The following is a 22,311-nucleotide window of genomic DNA, read 5'->3' as shown; positions in this document are numbered from 1 at the left end:
ACGCAGACGCCCATGGAGCTTGGCATGAGGGAAGCATACAGGGGGGCGGGTAATGTCGCGTTCATCCGCGTGGCTGCCATCACACCGCTGATCCATCAGTTCGACAAACGCCAGGAAAAGGCACGGGTGCTTCTGGCACGCCACCGGCTATCGCAATCGCAGCTTGAAGACCCTTATGCGGTCATCCCGCTGCAACGGTTCATTGCCTTTTTCGAGGATGCGGCGCACGCGCTTGAGGACCCATATTTCGGGGCCAAGCTGGGCTCGGTCTTCAAGCCGGCTGACATCGGCCCGCTTGGAATGCTGTTTTCTCTCTCGCCGACGATCAAGGATGCGTTCGAGCGGATCGCGAGATTCGTCAACTCCTTACAGAATTCCACAAGCTCAAGCTTCGTCGAGGATGGCGACGCATGCGTGTGGACCTATCGCATCGCCGATCAGTCGATCTGGCCGCGGAGGCAGGATGCGGAATATTCACTGGCTGCAAGCTGCCAACTGGTGCGTTCCAATTTCTCGTCCGCCTGGAAACCGGAAGAGGTGCACTTCGAGCATGACGCGCCCGCTGACCCGGAGGTGCTACGCAGGATCTTCCGTGCACCGGTTCTCTTCCGCCAGTCAAGCAACCGCATGATCATGCGCACGGACGACATCACCCGCGTCTATCGCAGCGATAACAAAGAACTGGCGGCAATCCTTGAGCGGCATATCCTCGATCTGATTGGAGAAACGGATGTCGGCTCGAGCCTGACGTCAAAGGTGACGACACTCATCGAGCATTATCTCGGCCGCCGGCCAATCACGATCGGCTTTTTGTCGGAGGAGCTTGGCATGAATGCCAGGACCTTGCAGCGCCAGCTCGAGCGGGAGGGGACAAGCGTACGCACCATCACACAGGCTTATCGGCGGCAGCTGGCTGCCAATCTGCTTGCAGCCGGCAAGAAGACCTCCGTCGCGGAGATTGCCCAGACGCTTGGCTATGCCGACAGCGCTGTCTTCGGCCGGGCCTTCAAGGGCTGGACCGGCCATGCTCCGTCTCGGACAGGCAAGTGACAATCACAGGCGCGGATCGAGCCCGCGAATGATATCGACCGCATCGTTTTTCTCGGGCAGGAACTCCAGCAAAAGGCCGTCTTCCAGAAGCAGCCAGTGATCGCCCTTGGTCGTCGATACCGCGCCCCGCGCCCGCGCCGCGTCGATCGCGGCGGATACATTCTTGCAGACAATTCCGAGGTGCCCGAAACGTCCGTCCGGCCCTACAAAATCGGGATCGGCGATCAGCTGCACACCACCTTGCAGCCACACCTGCCTAGGCGATTGTGCATCGCCCTCCATCTGGGTCACTCCCATGTCGAGGACCTCGGCGAAGAAGGCGACAAGCGGAAGAATTTCACGGACACGGAAGGCCGTGTGTTCGACATAGGCGGTCGTTGCGGGCATGAAGTTTCCTTTTCGGGTGTAGCTCAAGCGGAATTATCTTCGGCTGAACAGGCCCAGATCCGCTCCAGATCTTTCTCGCGGAAGTAGCGGACAAGGGCATCGATGAAGAGCCGGGTGCGGGCAGGCAGATGAGTTCGTGTCGGAAAGGCAACGTTCATCGTCAGGGGATGAAGCTTCCATTCCGACAGGACCGACACAAGCCGGCCCGCCGCAAGGTCGTCCTGCACGATATAGGCCGGCTGCACCAGAATGCCCATGTCGTTCAAGGCGGCGCGGCGAAGTGCCTGGCCATCGTTGCAACTGAATTCGGCGCTGACCGGAAGACGTTTCATGACGCCCCTGCGATGGAAGGTCAGGTGCTCCCAGTCCTCCGACAGCGTGTAGAGGAGCAGCGCATGCTGCGACAGTTCCTCCGGGTCAGCAGGTAGGCCGTGTCGCTGAAGATAGGCAGGCGTTGCCGTCAACAGGCGCGGCACTTCCGCCAGGCGACGTATCGTCACGGAACTGTCGCTCTCGACCCTGCGCGTTCGGATCGCCAGATCGAGACCGTTCTCGATCAGGTCATAATAGCGGTTGGACACCTGCAGGTCGATGCGCACAGCCGGATGATCCGTCTTGAACTGGCGGATCACCGGAATGAGGTGGAGAAGCGAGAACGACAGAGATGTGCCGATCCTCAGAGTACCCAAAGGCTCCGCAGCCACCGCACTGACACTTGCTTCCGCATTGCTGAGCGTCGCCAGGATTTCCCGGGCATTGCGGGCAAAACGCTCTCCCTCAAGCGTCAATGACAATTGTCGGGTCGTTCGTTGGACAAGCCGGACTCCCAGCCGGTTTTCCAGGCTCGTCAGGCAACGACTGACCCCGGAGACAGAGAGCCCCATCAGGTCGGCAGCCCGGGTCAGGCTCTCCTCATCGGCAATTCGGATGAAAACTTCCAGCTCCGTAAAGCGGTCCATGACGTCAGACTTGTCGCCTCTCCCAAATACGGTAATATTCACACATATCATGGCGGGAAATGCAATAGCGGCAGAGGAGCCGGCGCGATTGTTGCGCAAGCAGCAAGATAGTTTTTCATGTTGCATGATTTATCACGCAAATGGACGGTGAGAGGGTGTGGCAGCGCGGAATGTCGCCGCAAGAAGACGAACGGAGGACGTCCATGTCTGTACCCACGACCAATCCCGCCATGTGCCACATCGTGATGTGGGACGTCGCGGGGACGACGCCAGAGCAGAGGGCACGGGCGATTGCCACCGTCCAGCGGGAGTTCGAGGGATTGAGAGGTCGCATCCCCGGAATGACGAGTCTAGAGATCGGCGTGGATACGAGCCGAATTTCCTATGCCTGCGATGTCGTTCTTGTGACGCAATTCGAAAGCGTCGATGCACTGGAGGCCTATGCAACGCATCCCGCGCATCTTGAAGTCCGTGACCGGCTGGAGGGCCTGCGCATCGGACGGCATCAGGTGGATTACCCCGTTGCGCAGCGAAAGGCAGATTGAGATGGAACATCGCGGCTTCGTATACACGGGACATCCCGCGCGCGTTCTCTTCGGATTCGGAACGACGGACAGGCTGCCGGAAGAGGTTGCACGTCTCGGTGCCTCGCGAGCGCTCATTCTGTCGACCCCGCACCAGGAGGGGCAGGCCGCGCATCTGGCAAGCCTGCTTGGCAGCGCTTCGGCCGGGATTTTTGCCGAAGCCGCCATGCACACGCCGGTCGATGTCAGTGAGCGAGCCACCGAATGTGCATCAAAGCTTTCAGCGGATGTCATTGTATCCGTTGGGGGCGGATCCACGACCGGACTGGGAAAGGCCATCGCGCTGCGAACCGATTTGCCGCAAATCGTCTTGCCGACCACCTATGCGGGTTCTGAAATGACCCCGATCCTGGGCGAGACACAAAACGGCATCAAGACAACCCAGACCACGACGAGGGTTTTGCCCGAAGTCGTCATTTACGATGTCGATCAGACGATGGAACTGCCGGTCGGCCTGTCGGGGACGAGCGGCATCAACGCGATCGCCCATGCGGTCGAAGCTCTCTATGCGCGAGACGGCAATCCTGTGATTTCCGCATTAGCACTTGAGGCCGTGAAGGCGCTTGCCACTTCCCTGCCGAAAATCGCGCAGGACCCGCGGGATCGCGATGCGCGCTTTGATGCGCTGTACGGTGCCTGGCTGTGTGGCATGTGCCTTGGCGCCGTCGGCATGGCCCTTCATCACAAGCTCTGCCACACGCTGGGTGGCAGTTTCGATCTGCCGCATTCCGAGACGCACACGGTCATCCTGCCACATGCTCTTGCCTACAATGCAGCCGCGATTCCGGAGGTCATGGCGTCTTTGACGACCGTTCTGGGACAAGATCCGGCCCGTGCCCTGCAGGATCTTGCCCGCACGATCCATGCGCCAACCGGTCTGTCGGAGATTGGCATGCCCGAAGATGGACTCGATCGCGCCACGGAACTGGCACTGAAAAACAGCTACTGGAACCCGCGCCCGCTTCAGCCGGAAGCGATCCGCGGGCTGCTGCAACGTGCCTTCGAAGGTGCGCTGCCTTTGGCGGATGGGAGGGAGACCGCATGAGTTATTTCACGGAGGACACGTCGACCGAGGTCGTCAACGGCCGGATAGGAGCTGACGCTTCACCGCGTCTGCGCAAGGTGATGACTTCTTTGGTCAATCACCTTCACGCCTTCATCCGCGATGTTGAACTGACGGAAGCGGAATGGGAGACGGCCATCGATTTCCTGACCAAGACCGGGCAAATCTGTTGCGGCAACCGGCAGGAATTCATTCTGTTGTCCGACACGCTCGGTGTTTCGATGCTAGTTGACGCCATCAACCACCGCGCGCCCGATGGCGCGACGGAGACGACCGTTTTTGGACCGTTCCACGTCGATGGTGCGCCCGAGCGCGACATGGGAGCGAATATCAGCCTAGATGGGAAGGGCGAGGTCTGCCTTTACAGCGGCCGCGTGCTTGATCTCGACGGCAAGCCGATCGAGAACGCCATCGTCGATGTCTGGTCCGACAATGAAGACGGTTTCTACGATGTCCAGCAGCCGGACAGCCAGCCCGCTTTCAACAATCGTGGACGGTTCCGCACGGGCCCTGACGGTGTCTACGCGTTTCGCGGCATCAAGCCGGTATCCTACCCCATCCCCGACGACGGGCCGGTCGGCAAGATGCTGGCAGCACTCGGGCGCCATCCATGGCGACCGGCGCATATGCACTTCATGGTTACGGCCCCCGGCTACCGACGCCTCATCACGCATATCTTCGTTGCCGGCGACCGCTATCTGGCATCCGACGCCGTCTTCGGGGTCAAGGAAACGCTGATTGTTGAGTATCTGAAGACCGACACGCCAAGCGAGGTATGGCGCGCGGATTACGATTTCGTTCTGTGCCGCCAGACCGCGTGATCGGCCATCGGACGGCACGCCAAGTCTTCAAAAACAAGAACCGACAGAGGGACGACCATGAGAATTGCCCAGCCCGACAGCTCCGTCGAAACGATTTCTGCCAGCATTGCCGATTTCCTCCGCTCTCCGAAGATCATCATTGATGGGCAGTCTTCTGCTGCCGCATCCGGTGCGACCTACGCCGTCACGGACCCCGCCACCGGCGAGGTGCTGGCGGGTGTCCCGGCCTGTGACGCAACCGATGTCGACCGTGCCGTCAAGGCGGCCGCCGCAGCCTTCGAGGGGCCGTGGTCGAAAATGCTGCCGGTGCAGCGCCAGGCGCTGATGCTGAAGCTTGCCGACCTCATTGAGGAAAACGGCGAGGAGCTCGCCCAGCTCGAAACGTTGAACCAGGGCAAGTCGATCCTGCTGTCGCGCCTCATCGAGGTGCAGTCTTCGGCCGACTATTTCCGCTATATGGCGGGCGCGGCAACCAGGATCGAAGGCTCGACGCTCGATGTCTCGATCGCCATTCCACCGGGCATGCGCTATCAGGCGCATACCCGCAAGGAACCGGTGGGCGTCGTTGCAGCGATCACGCCGTGGAATTTCCCGCTCAACATGGCGACATGGAAGATTGCCCCCGCGCTCGCCGCCGGTTGCACCGTGGTCCTGAAGCCGGCCGAGGAAACGCCGCTGACCTCCATTCGCCTCGTCGAACTCTGCCGCGAGGCCGGCTTCCCGGAAGGCGTGGTCAATGTCGTCACCGGCATGGGTGAAACCGCAGGCGCTGCCCTCGTCGCACATCCGGGCGTTGCCAAGATCACCTTCACTGGCTCCACAGAGACCGGCAAATTGATCGGCATTCAGGCCATGAAAGACATGAAGCGGGTGACGCTCGAACTCGGTGGCAAGGCCCCGATGATCATGTTTGACGATATGGATCTCGACCTTCTGGGCGCTGCCGCCGGCATCGGAGTCTTCTTCAACACCGGACAGACCTGTTGCGCCGGCACGCGCATCTATGCGCAGAAGGGCATTTACGAGAAGGCGCTTGAGGTGATTGCCAACGTGTCGCGCAGCCTCGCGATCGGCTCAGGCCTCAATCCGATGAACCAGATCAACCCGCTGGTTTCCGCCAAACACCAGAAGCACGTGAAGGCCTGCATCGCACGCGGCATCGAGCAAGGCGCGACACCGGTCATCAACGGCAACGCACCGGACAAGGGATTCTTCGTCGCCCCGGAACTCTTCACCGATGTCCGTCAGGACATGGCGATCATGCAGGACGAAGTCTTCGGTCCGGTCGTCACGATCACACCTTTCGAGGACGCGGACGAGGCGATCGCCAAGGCCAACGACACCCGCTACGGCCTCGGCGCATCGATCTGGACCAACGATCTCAACAAGGTCATGCGCTATGTGCCGAGAATCCAGGCCGGCACGGTGTGGGTCAACAGCCACAACATCCCCGACCAGAACATGCCGTTCGGCGGCCGTAAGCAGTCCGGCATCGGCCGCGAGCATGGCAGCCGCGCGCTCGAAAACTATCTGGAAACGAAGGCCGTCTGCATCGCCTACCGCGAATAGACGACGAGTGTTCATGAAACGCAAAAGGGCCGGCGAAAACCGGCCCTGCCTATATGGGCAGTTTGCGGAGGCCGTGACCGCCCCTCCGCCAGGCTGTCAAGGCTTCATAAGCACCGATTTCGACGGATAATCCGAGGCCCAGGTGGCCGGCAGCGGCGCGACGAAGACGTTTTCCGTGCGGGTGCGGGTGATCTTCCAAACGCCGTCCGGCTCCTTGCGGAACGCGTTGTTCAGGCGCGAAGAGCGAAGCAGTGCCTTGCCGTCGGAGAAGAGCCAGGGCTGCATATGCACCCACTGGCCGTCCGCCGTCGTGCCGTTCTCATGAACGTGGATCTGCTCGGAGGTCAGATAATGGCAATTGAGGATCAGGGCCGGATCGGTCTTGCCGCCCCAGAAACTCTGGAAATGCTTGCGGATGGCGGCAGCCCCGACGGCGCGACCGAACTGGTTGTCGTAATATTCGCCGACCCCCTCCCAGACGGCATCTTCCGTGTAGAGCTGCATGATCAGCTCGATGCGAGCGGCATCGTCGGCGACGCCGAATTCCGGGTTGGGCGTATCGCAGAGAAACATGTAGCGCGCCTGGATGCGGCGGATATCGGCTTCGGCTTCAAGCGTTTCGATGCGGCGCACAAGCGCCGCGATATCAGTCTGGCTGGTCATGATGATTATCCCGTTCCCGGCGCTTGGGCCCTTGAGCGGGCGCGCTTCAACAAAATCCTAGCTCCGGAAGAACGAGGGTCAAGCGGTAATATTCACGTAATTTTGCGATATCGGCTCCATGAGCATCGCCAAACCTCTGTTCTCATTGGAGCTGCAGCAAGGACGCATTGTTGCGGAAAACAGTTTTCCGGATTCCGCAAAAATGATGACGGACGTCGCGTGCTATAGCGATGTTCTGAGGTCCTCGACGTGGAGCGAGGGCGCAAGACGATTGAACATGGCTGCACGCGGATCACGGTTCCGCCGAGGGCGAAGCCGTGGCACTTTATTGCAAGCATCTGATTTTCAATAATAAAAATATTGCTTTCCCCATCAGCCGATTGACAGGCCCCACAATTACAGTAATATTCACGTAATAAATGGGGAACGGGCGAAAAGCCCGACTGCTCAATGCGACATCTATCCAGTCATCCGGACGCCTATGGCGTCTTTGCATCGCAATGTGCGGCCGGCTCCCAAGGGAGCGCAAAAGGCTGCGCGACCGTTGCCATCAAGGACTGTCTCGACATCGAGGGGTTGGTAACGCGCTGCGGTTCCCGCGCGCTGGCCGATGCCGCACCGGCAAAGGCTCATTCTGATGTCGTGGCGAACCTCATTGCCGCCGGTTGTCGAATCCTCGGCAAGACGAAAATGCATGAGCTCGCCTATGGCATGACCGGCATCAACGCGTTCGAGGGAACGCCGCTCAACCCGCATTTTCCCGACCGTATTCCCGGTGGATCCTCCTCCGGCTCCGCAGCGGCTGTTGCAGCCAGTCTCGTCGATTTCGCCATCGGTACGGACACGGGCGGTTCGATCCGCCAGCCGGCGATCTGCTGCGGCGTCATTGGCTTCAAGCCGACCTTCGGTCGTGTCAGCCGCAAGGGAGCATTGCCGGTGCAATCGTCGCTGGACTGCATTGGTCCCTTCGCCCGCACGGTAGGAATGATCGAGCAAGCCATGGGGGCCATTGATCGCACGTTTCAGGCCGAAATTTTCGAAGGCCCGCTCCGTCTCGCTCGGCTGGGCATGGACGGGGAGATCGAGCCGCGAATGGCTGAGGCGATGCTGGCGGTCCGGACTGACGGCGACGGCGCAATCAAGGACATTGAGCTGCCGCTCCTCGACGCCGCGTTCAAGGCCGGCATGACGATCATCGCCCGCGAAACGCTTCTCGCCAATATCGCGCTGCTCGAGCGCCCGGAACTGCTGGGCGAGGACGTGCGAAAACGTCTGGAGGGAGCACGGAATGCCACCGATGCCGATATGGCGGAAGCCGAAAATGTCCGCGTGCGCTTTACCGCAGATATCGATGCGCTCCTCGAACGGTTCGACGTGCTCATGACCCCGGCCTTGCCGTTGCCGCCACCGCGACTGTCGGAGGCAAGCGATCCGGCCAAGGTGCTGACCCTGACACGCTACCTGCGTCCGTTCAATCTCTCAGGCCATCCGGCCCTCGTTTTGCCGGCGAGAACGGTGGACGGCCTGCCCTCCGGCATCCAGCTCGTGGCAGCCAAGGGTGCAGATGCCCGGCTGATCGCGATTGCCCGCCGTCTCGTCGAAGACAACCCGATTTTCCAGACGAAGGAATGAAACGATGAATTATCATGCCCCTCCGGCCTCGGCAGGCGCACTGGACGCGTTGAAGTCGGAAATTCGTGCGCGCGCTGAGGAATTCCAGGCGCTGCGCCATATTCCGAAGGATATCGTCCGCCAGTTTCAGGCGGTCGGGGTCTACCGCGCCTTCGTGCCGAAACGCTTCGGCGGCGACGAACTGGCTCCGCAGGATTTCTGTCGCTTGATCGAAGAGATTGCAACCGCCGACGCCTCTGCCGGCTGGGTGGCAAGTTTCGGCGTTTCCGCCACTTATCTCGCATCGCTGCCGCCGGAAACCTATGCCGCGATCTATGGTACAGACCCGAATACGGTCTTTGCCGGTGCGATGTTCCCCCCGCAACCCGCCAGGCGCGTGGCAGGCGGACTGGAAGTCTCCGGCCGCTGGCCCTGGGGCTCGGGCGTCATGGGGGCCGATATTGTCGGCGCCGGCATCAAGATCGAGGGCGAGAACAGCCCGCTTCCGCGCACGGCCGTGCTGCCGCGCGCCAAGGCGTCCGTGGACGAGAACTGGGACACGGTCGGCCTTCGCGCCACCGGCAGCCACGACATCGTCATCGACAAGGCCATCGTGCCGGAAGAATGGACCTTCATTCGCGGCGGCAAGCCGCAGCAGGACGACCTGATCTTCCGCTATCCGGCCATGGCGCTTGCAGCGCAGGTTCTGGCCGTCGTGGCGCTCGGCGCGGCGCGCTCGGCGCTCGACTGGGTGCATGCCAATGCCCTCGCGCGCGCCTCCGTCACCGGCGCTCCGAGCCCGGCGGCGCGCGCCTACATCCAGATCGATTTCGCCAAGGCGGAAGGCATTCTGATGGGCGCACGCTCGGCCTTTTACGACGCCATCGAGGACGGCTGGCGGCAGATGCAGACGAACGGGGAAGTCGACCGCCCGACACTCATCCGCCTGCGTCATGCCGCCTCCAAGGCCGCGCAGGACGGCGCTGAGGCTGCCCGTCTCGCCTTCGTCATGGGTGGTTCGGAAGCCATGGCGACCGGCCATCCGCTCGGCCGCAAGATGATCGACGCGGCCTGCGTCGCCCAACACGCCTTCATCAATTCCGGAAGCTGGCAGGCAGCAGGCGCCGCCCTGTTCGACCAGCAGACACCGCCCGGTTATCCGTGATCACGGCACGAAAGGATTAGTCTCATGTCTGAACCGACACCCATCCGTACCCTTCTTTGTCTTGCCGTGCAGCCGGCCTTTTTCGATCTGCCTTTCGGCGAAATCGGCGCCGTCTGGAAGGCGACGCAGGCCTTCATGTCAGGCGTTTCCAGGCTCGAAGGCGTCACCGTCCTCGGCACGCTTGATGACGACCAGACCCAGGTCGGCACGTCGCCGTCCTTCCCCTTTACCTGGTACATGCTGTGCGATTTCCCCGACCGGCAGTCGGTGATTGCGGCCTGCAACCTGCTGCGCACGATCGTCGTCGATGACGCGGATCACCGCCTCTGGAAATACATGCGCGTCGAAGCCCGCATGGGCCGGGCGCTCACCATTCCCGAACTTTGAATATGAGAGGAGCAGCCATGTTGCAGGCTCATGAAAAATTCAACGATCTCGACGCGCTCTATACGCCCGACGCAAGGGTGGCGACTTCGATGTACGAGGATGCTGACCTCTTCAACGAAGAGATGGAACGCATCTTCAAGCGTACCTGGGTCTGGGTCGCCCATGACAGCGAACTCGCCGACAAGGGCTCGTTCAAGCTGTCGAATGTCGGGCTGGAACCCGTCATCGTCGTGCGTGATCGCAAGGGCGAGGTGAACGTCCTCGTCAACCGGTGTCGCCACCGCGCCGCCACCGTCTGCGAGGTGAAGAAGGGCAAAACTTCCTCCTTCCAGTGCCCCTATCACGGCTGGGGCTACGGTCTTGATGGCTCGCTGCGCGGCCTGCCCTATCCGGAGCAGTATGGCGAGGATTTCGACAAGGGTGCGCATGGCCTGAAGAAGCTGCGCACAGAAACCTACAACGGCATGATCTTCGCGACCTTCAACGATGATGTCGAGCCGCTGGTCGACTTCCTCGGCCCGGAAGTGCGCCGATACATCGACCTCTTCATGAAGCAGGGCGGCGGTTTTCCGGTCAAGGTTCTCGGCGAGCATCAGTTCACCGTGCCGATGAACTGGAAGGTGCAGCTGGAGAACACGACCGACGCCTATCACTTCCCCGTCGTGCACAAGAGCTTCATGCAGTCACTCGACGGCGATGCGGAAGAGGCGTTCAAATTCCTCGAAACCGGCAAGGGTTTTGTCGAGGATCTCGGCAACGGCCATTCCGTCATGGTCATGATCCCGGAGCGCATCGATCTCGATGAACACCTCGATGATCCGGTCGAGGAGCGTTTCCTGCCGCTCGTGCAGGAACTGCGTAACGGGGGCTATCCGGAAGACCAGGTCAAGAAGATCGTGCGCGCCGTCGGCGGGGCGGGCTTCAATCTCAACCTCTTCCCGAATGTCTCCTTCTCGCTCGCCTTCTTCCGCGTGCTGACCCCGGTCAATGTGGAACGGACCGACATCCGCCACATCGCGCTCGGCATGGACGGCGGGCCGGCCGCAGCCAACCGCATGCGCATGCGCCTGCACGAGCATTTCCAGGGCCCGATGGGCTTTGGCTCTCCCGATGATGCGGAAGTGTGGGAGCGCGTCCAGCGCGGCACCAAGGGCGGCGAGGATCTGCCGATCCTCGTCAATCGCGGCCTGATCGACGAACAGCCCGGCGCGCTCGGCCCGCGCGGCCATATCAGCGCCGAAACCGGCATGCGCGCCGCCTACAAGATGTGGAAGAGGATGATGTCGCTATGAACATGATGACCAGGATCGACGATCTGGCGCTCCTGCAAAAGGTCAGCGCCTTCCTCTGGGCCGAGGCCGACCTGCTTGATGCCAAGGATTACGATGGCTGGCTGGCGCTCTGGCTGGCGGAAGGTTTCTACACGCTGCCGATCGGCGAAGGCGAGGATTTCGACAACCAGCTCAACCTCTGCCACGACAATGACCGTATGCGGCGCGATCGCATCCAGCGCTTCCAGCAGGGCTTTTCGATCTCCTCGGCCCCGCCGGCACAGACCGTTCGTACCGTATCCCGCTTCGTCATTGACAGCGTCGAGGGCGATACGGTCACGGTTTCGAGTGCCGAGCATGTGGTCGAGGACAAGTTCGGCCGCCAGCGTGTCTGGGCGGCGAACATGAAGCACACGCTCGTCGCCTCCGCAGACGGCTTCAGGATCCGCACCAAGGTGGTGCGGCTGCTCAACTCTGATGGGATGCTGAATTCGTTCAGCTATCTGTTCTGATGGCGGCCCCGCTTCCCGAAAAGATCCAGACCGCCGTGGTGACGGGCGGCGCACGCGGCCTTGGGGCCGAGATCGTACGCGCCCTCCACCGCGAAGGTTTCCGGGTCGTGATCACCGACATCGAGGCGGATGCGGGGGCATCGCTTGCCTCCGAACTCGATCTCGCCGGCGAAACAGCCCTGACGGCGACGCTCGACGTCACAAGACCTGCCGATTTCCAGGAGGTTCTCGACAAATGCGTCGAGCGCTGGGGCTCGGTGGAAGTGCTGGTCAACAATGCCGCGCGCACGGCGGTCAAGCCGGTGCTCGACATCGACCCGGCCGATTTCAACGCCATCCTGGCCACCAATGCCGGCGGTACCTTTGCCGGCAGCCAGATCTTCGGCCGGCATTTCAAGGAACGCGGCTATGGCCGCATCGTCAATCTGGCCTCGCTGGCGGGGCAGAACGGCGGCACGGCGACGGGCGCGCATTACGCCGCCTCCAAGGGCGCGATCCTGACGCTGACCAAGGTGTTTGCCCGCGATCTCGCGCCCTTCGGCGTGACCTGCAATGCGATCGCACCCGGCCCCATGGATACGCCCATGGTCCGCTCGGTGATCACGCCAGACAAGATGGCAGCGGCACTTGCCAATATCCCGGTCGGCCAATTGGGCGATCCGGTCTTCGTCGCCGAACTGGTGGCGCTCTTGGCCGGACCGAAAGCATCCTTCGTCAATGGCGCCTGCTGGGACGTCAATGGCGGCATCTACATGCGGTGAGGGGAGAACCATGGGCACGAACACGCTGAAACTGAAAGTCGCCGAGCGCATCGAGGAGCCCGGCAACATCCTGCGCCTGCGGCTCGTCGAAGCCTCGGGCGCTGCGCTTCCGGCCTTCGAAGCCGGCGCGCATCTCGATCTGCACCTTCAGGATGGGTCGACGGATCTGTGGCGGCAGTATTCGCTCTGCTCCGATCCGGCAAAGTCAGAGGCTTACGAGATCGGCGTGTTGCGCGACCCGAAATCACGCGGCGGTTCCGTGGCCGTCCACAAGCTGGCACAAGTCGGCACCAGCTTCGACGTCGAGGGTCCGCGCAACCACTTCCCACTGGAAGAGACGGCGGAAACCTCCGTCCTTCTCGGCGGCGGCATCGGGATTACGCCGATGCTCGCCATGGCGCAGCGCCTCCACGCACTGAACCGGGACTTCGTTCTGCATTACTGCACACGATCGCACGGCGTGACGGCCTTCAAGAACCTCATTGCCGCCGCCCCCTGGGCCGACAAGGTGGTCTTCCACTTTGATGACCAGCCGGCAGAACAGCGGCTCGATCTCGCCCGCGACCTGCCGAAACCTGCTCCCGGCACGCATCTCTACGTTTGCGGCCCGCAGGGCTTCATGGACTGGGTGATCAACACGGCGGAAAGCGCCGGCCATGCGAGGGCGAACGTTCACCGCGAATATTTCTCGGCCGATGTCGACCAGTCCGGCGGCGGCTTCGAGGTCGTGGCGAAACGCTCCGGTGTCACAGTGCGCGTCGAGGCCGGCAACACGATCGCCAAGGCACTCGCGGCCGCCGGCGTGAAGATCGAAGTGAAGTGCGAGGAAGGCGTCTGCGGCACCTGCGTCACCGACGTGCTCGAAGGCATACCCGACCATCGCGACAAGTTCCTCACCGACGAGGAACGCGAGGAATGCTCAATGATCTGCGCCTGCTGCTCGCGGGCTGCCACCCCCACCCTGGTACTGGATGTCTGACCATGACCCAAGAAGCCATACCCCCTGTCCCTTCTCCGGAAGCGCTCGCCTTTCGCAACGGCATGAGCCGGCTCGGCGCGGCCGTCAACATCGTCACCACCGACGGCCCGGCGGGCCGCCATGGGCTGACCGTCTCGGCCGTCTGCTCCGTGACAGACCAGCCGCCGACGCTGCTCGTCTGCATCAACCGCAAGGCCTTTTCGCATGATGCCTTCGTGGAAAATGGCGCAATCTGCGTCAATGTCTTGAGCCCGGCGCATCAGGACCTGTCGCGTGCCTTCGCCCGATGGACCGGCGAGGACCGTTTCGCAAGCACCGAGTGGTACACCAGGGCAACCGGTGCGCCGGTTCTTGCAGATGCGGCAGTCGCCTTCGACTGCCGCATCGTCGATCGGCAGGCGCGCGGAACGCACAGCGTGTTCTTTTGCGAAGTGGACACGACCGAAGTGGCAGAAGGACATGCGCACGGACTAGTCTGGTTCGACCGTGCCTTCCATCCGTTGGAAACACACTGACGATGAATGACGCCTCACGCCCCTTCGAGCTGCAGGAAGACCTTTTCGAGCAGGCCATTCAACTGCGCCAGTTCGTCGGGCGTGATGTTGACGAAGGACGCGGCGAACACCTGGTCCGCCTCCTTGCGGGCAAGGCGCCGCAACCGGTCTCCCTCCGGGGTCAGGCAGACTTCCGTCACTCGCCCGTCACTCGGCCGCACACGGGTGACGACCAGGCCGTCGGCAATCATGCGCTGCACGATCTTGGTGACTGTGTTCAGCTTGATGACGGCATAATCGGCGATTTCCGAGACGCTGAGATGCTCGTCCTCGTAGAGCGACATCAGCACCCGCCAGCGCGCCACATCGAGATCGAGCGGCTTCAGGCGGCGTTCCAGAACTTGGGAATAGCGCGCACTCACACGGGAAACCCAGTAGAACGGCCAGTCTTTCTTCATTCGCTTTTCTGCTGCTACGCCGATGTGGCCAGCGGCATCGGATGCTGGTTTCTCAAACATGGTGTCTCGCGACTGTTAGGTCTTTTGGGTCTTGCGAACAAGCGTGGCGCAGATGCGGGAGGACTGCTTTGCGCCGTGTCGACGCAGAAGCCGATAGTGGAAAATTCCACTATTCGCAACTGCCGCACGCTCGCGGACAATCGACGTTCCCGAAAGGGAAGGGACATTGTGCGATATGACGCGAGGGACGGATAAGTTTGAAATTGAACAAGAAACCGACGAGGAACACAGAAAATACTTGAAAAAGCGCAGGTCAAAAAGTAGCTTTTTCACGTGAATTTTCTCCCATAGGGCCGAAAGGCCAGACCATGCCATGGCGCTTTTCTGCACGAAAGCTGCCAACGGCGAAGCTTTGCCGGATGACTGACAGGGTGAACAAGGCTCGCGGCATCCGGAGATCCACGATCGATATCTCGATCATATCTTTGGGGAACGGAACATGAAAAATCTCAGATCTCTCCAGTCGTTGCTTGCCCGAGACGCGAAGCAAGTGGACCGCAGGCAGTTTCTCCGGCAAGGAGGCGGCGCCGTTGCTGCGGTTGCTGCACTGTCTGCATTTCCAGGCGGGTTCGTATCAAGGGCCCGCGCTGCAGATGGCACAATCGTTGTCGGCTTTATTACCTCCATGTCCGGAGCGGTGTCTTCGCTCGGGATCCCCTATGATCAGGGGATGAAGGCCGCGCTTGCCTTCAAGAGCCAGGTGGGCGGCAAATCCGTCAAGCTGATCGCACTCGACGATGCCTCCGATCCTACCAATGCGGCCGTTAACGCCCGCAAGCTGATCCAGGAGAACAATGTTGACGTGATCATTGGAACTGCGGGCTCTCCGGGATCCCTCGCCATTGCAACGGTCTGTGCCGAAACCAAGACGCCACTGATCTGCATTGCAAACGCTGACCCGCAGGGTGAACCCGGAGCCTGGACCGTTACCGTTCCGCAACCGGCACCGCTGATGATCGCCGGTGCGGTTGCACATATGAAGCAAACGGGGGTGAAGTCCGTGGGCTATATGGGCTTTGCCGATCCATGGGGCGATCTGGTTTACAATGCGTTGATGCAATCCGGCCCCGAAGCGGGCATCAAGGTCACCTCCAACGAGCGTTACGCGCGCGCCGACACTTCGGTAACGGGGCAGGCGTTGAAGGTTTTCGCGACGCGACCGGACGTCTTCATGGCAGGCGGATCGGGAACGCCCGGTGCACTGCCGTACCTTGCCCTGCGCGAGCGCGGTTACAAGGGACAGTTTTACGGCACGCCCGCCATCATCAATCCCGCCTTCGTCAAGGTTGGCGGTGCCGCCGTTGAAGGCCTGATCGCATCGACCGGCCCTGTTGTCGTTTTCGAACAGCTTCCGGACTCCAATCCAACCAAGGCCGTCTCTCGGGAATTTGCCAAGGCCTTGAAGGCAACCGTCCCCGATGCCGTGCCGAACGCCTTTTCCGGTTATTCCTTCGATGCCTGGGTGCTCTTCGTGGCGGCCGCCGAAATCGCCATCAAGACGGCTGAACCCGGGACAGCGCAGTTCAAGCTGGCGTTGCGGGATGCGCTGACCAACGCGCACGACGTCGTCGGCTCGCACGGCGTCTACAATTTCAAGCCCGGCTCCCGTTACGGCAATGACGAACGATCGCGGGTTCTCGTCAAACTGGAAAAGGGGGACTGGCAACTGATGTCCTGAAGCATGGATGCAGAGGCGGTGGGCGGAAAATGCCCACCGCATTTCACCGATCCCTGGCCGGGATCGTCTGCCATCATGTTCAGGAGTATCAGGATGTCTCTGGACATTATTCTCATTTTGCTGGTCGACGGGCTGTCGACCGGGGCGATCTATCTGCTCGCGGGATTGGGCTTCGTGCTCGTCTTTTCCGTCACACGCGTCATCTTCATTCCCTCCGGCGACATCGCAGCCTTTGCGGCGCTGACGCTTGCTGCCTTCCAGGGCCGCACGGTTCCCGGCTCGATCTGGCTGGTTGCCGCCATGGCCGGTCTTGCCTGTCTGGCCGAATGCAGCACGCTGCTGCGCAACGGTGCGACCAGACGCATACCGAGAGCCCTTTTGCTCTATGGTGTCCTGCCGCTCATTCCCTGCGGCATCGGACTGGTAATCGCCAGACAGGACGTGCCTGAAGTGCTCCGGATTTTAACCACCATAGCCCTGATCCTGCCCATGGGCGTGCTGATCGACCGGCTGATGCTCCGGCCGCTGGCGGCATCCTCCACTCTGATCCTCTTCATCGTTGCCATCGCGGCGCATTACCTGATCGCCGGTATCGGCCTGATCGCGTTCGGACCGGAGGGGGTTCGTACGACGCCAATCCTGGACGGTATCATTTCACTGTCCGATAGCGTCGTGATCCCTGCCCAGCAGTTGCTCATGATGATCGTGGCACTGCTGCTGAGCCTCGTCTTCTATCTGTTCTTCGGGCGTTCCATGACCGGCAAGGCGCTGCGGGCAACGGCATCGAACCGGGTTGGCGCGCGTCTCGTGGGCATTCGCCCGGAGAGGGCAGCCACCATGGCATACCTGATCGCCTCGGGACTTGCCGCAATTGTCGGGATCCTGATCGCACCCGTGACGACCATGTATTACGATTCCGGCTTCATGATCGGGCTCAAAGCCTCTGTCGGGGCGATTATCGGCGGGATGGCGAGCTACCCCATCACTGCCATCGGTTCGGTCTTCGTCGGCGTTCTGGAGAGCTGGGCCTCGTTCCTTGCCAGCGATTACAAGGAAATCATCATCTTCAGCGCGGTCATTCCCGTGCTGATCTGGCGGTCGTTCAGTGTCCACCGCGACGGTGACGAAGAAATAGAGGAGTTTGCCTGACATGATCAGTGCACGTCTGCTCTCCCTCATCGTGGTGGTTGTTCTGCTGGCTCTGCCTGTTGTCGGCTCGCCTTTCCTCGTCACGCTCATGAGCCATGTGGGCGTCAGCTCGCTCGTGGTGCTGGGCCTCGTCCTCCTGACCGGCATAGGTGGCATGATGTCATTTGGCCAGGCAGCCTTTGTGGGTATTGCCGCCTATACCACGGGCTGGCTGACAACGGCGCTCGGCTGGTCGCCCTGGCTCGGCCTTGTTTTTGCCCTCGCGCTCACCGCTGTCAGTGCGTTGGCCATCGGAGCGATCACTCTCAAGCTCGGCGGGCATTTCCTGCCACTCTCGACGATTGCTTGGGGGCTCTCGATCTACTACCTGTTCGGCAACCTCGAGCCGCTCGGTCGCCACAGCGGCCTCTTGAACATTCCGCCGATCACGCTCGGACCGGTGTCATTCATGTCCCAGATCGCGATGTATTATCTCATCTGGGTCGTCGTGCTTCTGGCAACGCTCTTTAGTCTGAACCTGCTGGATTCCCGCGAGGGCCGGGCCCTGCGTCTCCTGCGCGGCGGGGCTCATCTGATGGGCAGCGTCGGCATGGACACCTTCGGTACACGTCTGCGCGTCTTTCTCATCGCCGGCATCTTTTCAGGCCTGGCGGGCTGGCTCTACGCGCATATGACGCGTTTCATCAGTCCGGCACCCTTCGATGTGAAGATTTCCATCGAATATCTGCTGATGGCGATGACCGGCGGTGCATCGCAGGTTGCCGGTGCAACCGTGGGCTCCGGCTTGATCGTACTGATCAAAAACTGGCTTCAGGATTTCCTGCCGCATCTGACGGATAATCCGGCGCAGCTTGAACAGGTCGCCTTCGCCCTGATGCTGCTTCTGATCTTGCGCTTTGCCGCAGGTGGCTTCATGCCGATGGTTCTCAAGCGTGTCAGAAGCACGCCTCGCACCGTCAAGGCGAATGTCGGCGGCCTGCCCACACGGCAATTGCCGCCCCGCGGAGAGCCGGTGCTTGAGGTCGAAGCCGTCGAGCGACGCTTTGGTGGGCTTATTGCCGTCAATAAGGTGAGTTTCGATGTCAGGGCCGGCGAAATCGTTGGACTGATCGGCCCCAATGGCGCCGGTAAAAGCACGATGTTCAACCTGATCACGGGAACGCTCGCCGTCAGCAGCGGCACCGTACGGTTTCTAGGCAAGGACGCCAGCCGTCTTTCACAACGCGAAATCGCCAGACTCGGCTGCGCGCGCACCTTCCAGCATGTGAAGTTGCGACCAGGCATGACACTGCTCGACAATGTGGTCAGCGGCACCTATCTGCGAACCGGCGCGGGCTACATCAAGGGCGGTCTCAGGCTCGACCGACTGGAAGAGGAACGAGCCCGTCACGAAGCCTTGTTGCGGCTCGGGCAGGTTGGCCTTGCCGACCGTGCCCATGATCTGGCTGGCGACCTCCCGCTCGGCCAGCAGCGCGTGCTCGAAATTGCACGCGCGCTGGCCCTTGATCCGGTGCTGTTGATCCTCGATGAGCCGGCCGCCGGCCTCCGCAAGAAGGAGAAGGACGCGCTCGCTACCCTCCTTCGCAAGCTGCGGCAGGATGGCCTGACCATTCTCATCGTCGAACACGACATGGACTTCGTGATGAATCTCGTCGACCGGATCGTCGTCATGGTGTTCGGACAGAAGTTGCGGGAAGGTGATCCAGCCACCATTCGCAAGGATCCCGCCGTCCAGGAAGCCTATCTCGGAGGTCTCGCATGAGCAGCGTCTTGCTGGAACTGAACGACCTCCGCGTGTCCTACGGAAAGGTGGAGGCGGTTCGCGGGATCCACCTTCGGCTGGAGGAGGGGCAGATCATCACCGTCATCGGAGCGAACGGCGCTGGCAAGACGACGCTTCTCTCCGCTGCAGCCGGTCTGTTGCCATCCGGCGGGCGGGCTAGTTACCGCGGGCAGGACCTCTTGCGGATGACCGTCGAAGACCGGGTGGAGCAGGGCTTCTGCCTTGTGCCCGAACAGCGTGCGCTGTTCGGCGACATGCCGGTCATCGACAATCTTCTGCTTGGCGCCTTTGTCCGACGCAGAGACAAGGCTTTCGTCAGGAAAAGTCTCGACAGCGTCTTCGAGCAATTTCCACGTCTGGCGGAGCGACAGACACAGCTGGCGCAAACCCTGTCCGGCGGCGAGCGACAGATGCTCGCCATCGGTCGGGCACTGATGGCACAACCGCGCCTGCTGCTGCTTGACGAGCCCAGTCTCGGCCTGGCACCGACCATCGTGCGCGATGTCCTGATGCGCGTCCGTGCATTGCGTGACCAGGGCGTGTCGATCCTGCTTGTGGAACAGAACGCGCGCGCGGCACTGGATGTCGCCGATTATGCCTATGTCATGGATACCGGCGAGTTTGTGCTGGAAGGTCCGGCATCAGGCATGGCGGCTGACCCTCGGGTCGTGGCGACCTATCTGGGCGGCGGTGTCGAATAGGCTGCAATCGCGTATCATGAGTCCGGCAGCGCTTAAAGGCGGCTGCCGGAAATGCGAAAGCGCCCGGCAAGGTGTCCTGTCGGTCGCACATATCGAGCGCCAGAAGAAAATACTGTGGAACATGGGAAAAGAAGGCGCTCGCATGGCTGCAACAACTGGGAGGCATGAAAGGTGGCATCTGCTTTTGATATCCGTGCCGACTGCCAACGGCAGCAGTTCTCCGCACACAAGGTGAATTCAATCGATGACGCCATGCTCGTCATGCCGGGCTGGGACATGGACCTTCTGCAGATGTCGCCAGGCAGGATCACCTACTCGCTGTCCGTGACGCAACTGGACACCATCCAGATCTTTCATGAGCGGACGGACAAGACGCTTCTGAAACGGGGCCTGAGCTGGCCGGGCTCCCTTGTCCTGAGCTTTGTTCTCAACGCAGAGGGCAATGGCTGGCTTTCCGGGCATGAGGTCGATCCCGAAATCAGTCTCATGGTCGATGGCCAATTTCTGCCAGAAATTCTCACCCCCCACACCCTTGACCTGGTCTATATCGCAATTGACCGCCAATGGCTTGCAGATCAGCTCGGACAGCGCGGACATGAAAGGCTGGCGGGCTATATCCGTGCCTACGCGTCGATCGCCATGTGGCATAGCCAGGCACCGGCCTTTACCAGCCTGTTTTCACAGTTGCTGTTCGCACCGAACGGCACACGACCGCCGCATAAAGGCTCTATGGAATCATCGGCACGGGATTTCGTAACCGACATTCTCCTCACGGTGATCACATCCGCACGCAAGATCGAGGCGGTCAGCGATACCAACAACAAGCTCACGATCGACAAGGCACGCCGATTGATGTTTCGCGACATCAGCGAATTGCCGACCGTATCGGAGGTTGCCGCTCATCTCGGGATCAGTCGTCGCCACCTGCAAACCTGCTTCAACAATTCGGTTGGGCTGCCGGCTACGGAGTTCATCCGGGCGGAACGGCTGAATATGGTTCGCAAGGCCCTGATCCGGTCCCGACGCGAGAACCGGCACGTCGTGATCGGTGACATCGCCGCACAATGGGGCTTTTGGCATCTGAGCCGGTTTGCTGCCGATTACCGGGAGATGTTCGCAGAACTGCCGTCCGAAACGCTGCGCCCTGGCGAGAGCCTGGTCGGGCGCAGCAAAACGCAAGACACTTCCCAAAACGGATAACGCGACGCCATTTGCGTTTTTACAATTCCCCAATTGGTTCGATTAGAAACCTGGGGAACATTGATGTTTGACACTCAGACTGCGCGCAGGCGCGCGACCGCCTTTGCATTTTCAGCTCTTTCCGTCGCAATGCTGCTTTCGACACCTGCCGGTGCGGTTGAGCAGGGCGGAACGATCACCCCGATGGGCGTGACCGATTTCGGTGCCGGCATGCTGCCACCCAGTTCGCCATACGGGACCTTCGGGATCAGGAGCACCTATTACTCGGCGTCGTCCCTCCGGGACGGAGCTGGTCGTGAGATCCCGAATGACTTCCATCTCGATGTGGAAACCGTCGCTCTCGCCTATTTCTACATGACAGACCTGCAGCTGTTCGGTGCACGGCTCGGCTTCGGTGGCGTTCTGCCTTTGATGAACATCAGTGGTCGGCTGAACGTACCAACACCCGGCGGTCCGCTCCAACTTTCCGGGGATGATTTTGGGCTGGGCGACGCCCAGATCATGCCACTCCTCCTCGCATGGGATACCCCGCCGAACCTTTTCATAACGGCAGGCCTGCAGATCCAGATGCCAACCGGCTCCTACAGCACCTCCAATGCGTTCAACACCGGCGTCAACCACTGGACCTTCACGCCTGTCGTCGGGGCCACCTACATTTCGGACACCGGCTTCGAGATCTCGACGCAGGCCAACCTGAACTTCAACACGACCAACACCGACACCAACTATCGCAGCGGCATCGAGTACAAGCAGGAATTTGCCGTCGGCCAGCACATCGATGCCTGGACCCTCGGCGTCGGTGGTTACGCTTACCAGCAGATCAGCGATGACAAGGGGCCGGGTGCAGGCGACGGGAACCGGGCGCGCGTCTTTGCAGCCGGGCCTGCCATCAGCTACTTCAAACCCGGCCTGCCGCTTGTCACGCTGCATGCCTACAAGGAGTTTGGAGCCGAAAACCGCGCCGAAGGCTACAACGTGGCCCTTCGTCTGGCCATGAGCTTCTGAG

The 22,311-nt window shown here is 61.2% G+C and carries 24 protein-coding genes; 19 read left to right on the top strand and 5 right to left on the bottom strand.

All coding sequences use genetic code 11. The annotated features are described in order from the left end of the window. Nucleotides 1–24 precede the first annotated feature (24 nt). Nucleotides 25–1,050, top strand: coding sequence for an AraC family transcriptional regulator (locus F3H95_RS08790; protein WP_149745665.1), 1,026 nt, complete (start codon nucleotides 25–27; stop codon nucleotides 1,048–1,050). 3 nt (nucleotides 1,051–1,053) lie between these two features. On the opposite strand, the gene F3H95_RS08785 is transcribed toward F3H95_RS08790, so the two are convergent. Next, on the bottom strand, nucleotides 1,054–1,437 hold the full coding sequence (locus F3H95_RS08785) for a VOC family protein (RefSeq protein ID WP_149745664.1): 384 nt from the start codon (nucleotides 1,435–1,437) through the stop codon (nucleotides 1,054–1,056). A 23-nt stretch (nucleotides 1,438–1,460) separates the two neighbouring features. After that, nucleotides 1,461–2,396, bottom strand: coding sequence for a LysR family transcriptional regulator (locus tag F3H95_RS08780; protein ID WP_149745663.1), 936 nt, complete (start codon nucleotides 2,394–2,396; stop codon nucleotides 1,461–1,463). A 203-nt stretch (nucleotides 2,397–2,599) separates the two neighbouring features. Between F3H95_RS08780 and F3H95_RS08775 the strand changes: the two genes are divergently transcribed. From F3H95_RS08775 to F3H95_RS08760, 4 genes are read left to right on the top strand one after another with little or no spacing between them, the layout of a single operon-like run. After that, on the top strand, nucleotides 2,600–2,941 hold the full coding sequence (locus F3H95_RS08775) for a Dabb family protein (protein WP_244617945.1): 342 nt from the start codon (nucleotides 2,600–2,602) through the stop codon (nucleotides 2,939–2,941). A gap of 1 nt (nucleotide 2,942) precedes the next feature. Then, nucleotides 2,943–4,025, top strand: a complete 1,083-nt coding sequence (locus F3H95_RS08770; RefSeq protein WP_149745929.1) for a maleylacetate reductase — start codon at nucleotides 2,943–2,945, stop codon at nucleotides 4,023–4,025. Continuing rightward, nucleotides 4,022–4,864: an intradiol ring-cleavage dioxygenase gene (locus tag F3H95_RS08765; protein ID WP_149745662.1), complete on the top strand. Its 843-nt coding sequence runs from the start codon at nucleotides 4,022–4,024 to the stop codon at nucleotides 4,862–4,864. Before F3H95_RS08770 ends, F3H95_RS08765 begins: the two co-directional genes overlap by 4 nt. A 57-nt stretch (nucleotides 4,865–4,921) precedes the next feature. Then, on the top strand, nucleotides 4,922–6,433 hold the full coding sequence (locus tag F3H95_RS08760; RefSeq protein WP_149745661.1) for an aldehyde dehydrogenase family protein: 1,512 nt from the start codon (nucleotides 4,922–4,924) through the stop codon (nucleotides 6,431–6,433). 96 nt (nucleotides 6,434–6,529) lie between these two features. Here the strand turns inward: F3H95_RS08760 and F3H95_RS08755 are convergent, their stop codons facing one another. Further along, nucleotides 6,530–7,096, bottom strand: a complete 567-nt coding sequence (locus F3H95_RS08755) for a nuclear transport factor 2 family protein (protein WP_143127401.1) — start codon at nucleotides 7,094–7,096, stop codon at nucleotides 6,530–6,532. Nucleotides 7,097–7,546: 450 nt separating this feature from the next. Here F3H95_RS08755 and F3H95_RS08750 point away from each other — a divergent pair, with 450 nt between their 5' ends. From F3H95_RS08750 to F3H95_RS08715, 8 genes are read left to right on the top strand one after another with little or no spacing between them, the layout of a single operon-like run. After that, nucleotides 7,547–8,728 (top strand): amidase, encoded by a 1,182-nt coding sequence (locus F3H95_RS08750; protein WP_149745660.1) that lies wholly within the window; start codon nucleotides 7,547–7,549, stop codon nucleotides 8,726–8,728. A 4-nt stretch (nucleotides 8,729–8,732) separates the two neighbouring features. Further along, nucleotides 8,733–9,872 carry an acyl-CoA dehydrogenase family protein gene (locus tag F3H95_RS08745; RefSeq protein WP_143127403.1) on the top strand — a complete coding sequence of 380 codons (1,140 nt, stop codon included), beginning with the start codon at nucleotides 8,733–8,735 and terminating at the stop codon, nucleotides 9,870–9,872. 24 nt (nucleotides 9,873–9,896) lie between these two features. Next, nucleotides 9,897–10,259, top strand: coding sequence for a hypothetical protein (locus F3H95_RS08740; RefSeq protein WP_143127404.1), 363 nt, complete (start codon nucleotides 9,897–9,899; stop codon nucleotides 10,257–10,259). A gap of 17 nt (nucleotides 10,260–10,276) precedes the next feature. After that, the gene (locus F3H95_RS08735) at nucleotides 10,277–11,551 is read left to right on the top strand and encodes a Rieske 2Fe-2S domain-containing protein (RefSeq protein ID WP_143127405.1); all 1,275 of its coding nucleotides are present in this window, start codon (nucleotides 10,277–10,279) and stop codon (nucleotides 11,549–11,551) included. After that, nucleotides 11,548–12,042: an aromatic-ring-hydroxylating dioxygenase subunit beta gene (locus F3H95_RS08730; protein ID WP_143127406.1), complete on the top strand. Its 495-nt coding sequence runs from the start codon at nucleotides 11,548–11,550 to the stop codon at nucleotides 12,040–12,042. The genes F3H95_RS08735 and F3H95_RS08730 overlap by 4 nt, the downstream gene beginning before the upstream one ends. Then, nucleotides 12,042–12,803 carry an SDR family oxidoreductase gene (locus F3H95_RS08725; RefSeq protein WP_149745659.1) on the top strand — a complete coding sequence of 254 codons (762 nt, stop codon included), beginning with the start codon at nucleotides 12,042–12,044 and terminating at the stop codon, nucleotides 12,801–12,803. Before F3H95_RS08730 ends, F3H95_RS08725 begins: the two co-directional genes overlap by 1 nt. Nucleotides 12,804–12,813: 10 nt before the next feature. Then, entirely contained in the window at nucleotides 12,814–13,782 is a 969-nt protein-coding gene (locus F3H95_RS08720) for a PDR/VanB family oxidoreductase (protein ID WP_143127408.1), read from the top strand. 2 nt (nucleotides 13,783–13,784) lie between these two features. Continuing rightward, nucleotides 13,785–14,297 (top strand): flavin reductase, encoded by a 513-nt coding sequence (locus tag F3H95_RS08715; protein ID WP_149745658.1) that lies wholly within the window; start codon nucleotides 13,785–13,787, stop codon nucleotides 14,295–14,297. Between the two features lie 14 nt (nucleotides 14,298–14,311). Here F3H95_RS08715 and F3H95_RS08710 read toward each other — a convergent pair whose 3' ends face one another. Together F3H95_RS08710 and F3H95_RS27135 are read right to left on the bottom strand one after the other, a co-directional pair. Next, the gene (locus F3H95_RS08710; RefSeq protein ID WP_210245913.1) at nucleotides 14,312–14,734 is read right to left on the bottom strand and encodes a MarR family transcriptional regulator; all 423 of its coding nucleotides are present in this window, start codon (nucleotides 14,732–14,734) and stop codon (nucleotides 14,312–14,314) included. Between the two features lie 313 nt (nucleotides 14,735–15,047). Continuing rightward, a complete protein-coding gene (locus F3H95_RS27135) occupies nucleotides 15,048–15,311 on the bottom strand; it encodes a hypothetical protein (protein WP_188134356.1) in 264 nt (87 codons plus the stop codon). Between the two features lie 30 nt (nucleotides 15,312–15,341). On the opposite strand from F3H95_RS27135, the gene F3H95_RS08705 reads away from it, so the two are divergent. From F3H95_RS08705 to F3H95_RS08680, 6 genes are all read left to right on the top strand, one after another. Next, on the top strand, nucleotides 15,342–16,472 hold the full coding sequence (locus F3H95_RS08705) for an ABC transporter substrate-binding protein (protein ID WP_244617964.1): 1,131 nt from the start codon (nucleotides 15,342–15,344) through the stop codon (nucleotides 16,470–16,472). Nucleotides 16,473–16,565: 93 nt separating this feature from the next. Continuing rightward, a complete protein-coding gene (locus tag F3H95_RS08700) occupies nucleotides 16,566–17,621 on the top strand; it encodes a branched-chain amino acid ABC transporter permease (protein ID WP_149745656.1) in 1,056 nt (351 codons plus the stop codon). 1 nt (nucleotide 17,622) lies between these two features. Continuing rightward, complete coding sequence (locus F3H95_RS08695; protein WP_149745655.1) at nucleotides 17,623–19,383, top strand: branched-chain amino acid ABC transporter ATP-binding protein/permease; 1,761 nt, start codon at nucleotides 17,623–17,625, stop codon at nucleotides 19,381–19,383. Beyond that, nucleotides 19,380–20,105 (top strand): ABC transporter ATP-binding protein, encoded by a 726-nt coding sequence (locus tag F3H95_RS08690; RefSeq protein WP_143127414.1) that lies wholly within the window; start codon nucleotides 19,380–19,382, stop codon nucleotides 20,103–20,105. The genes F3H95_RS08695 and F3H95_RS08690 overlap by 4 nt, the downstream gene beginning before the upstream one ends. A 171-nt stretch (nucleotides 20,106–20,276) precedes the next feature. After that, on the top strand, nucleotides 20,277–21,305 hold the full coding sequence (locus F3H95_RS08685; RefSeq protein WP_149745654.1) for a helix-turn-helix domain-containing protein: 1,029 nt from the start codon (nucleotides 20,277–20,279) through the stop codon (nucleotides 21,303–21,305). Between the two features lie 63 nt (nucleotides 21,306–21,368). Then, nucleotides 21,369–22,310: a transporter gene (locus tag F3H95_RS08680; RefSeq protein WP_149745653.1), complete on the top strand. Its 942-nt coding sequence runs from the start codon at nucleotides 21,369–21,371 to the stop codon at nucleotides 22,308–22,310. The last annotated feature ends 1 nt before the right edge of the window (nucleotide 22,311 follow it).

The sequence above is a fragment of the Rhizobium sp. RU35A genome, assembly GCF_900156005.1.
GTDB lineage: Bacteria > Pseudomonadota > Alphaproteobacteria > Rhizobiales > Rhizobiaceae > Neorhizobium > Neorhizobium straminoryzae.
Note: the sequence above shows the minus strand (reverse complement) of the source record. Positions and strands in the feature narration are given on the sequence as shown.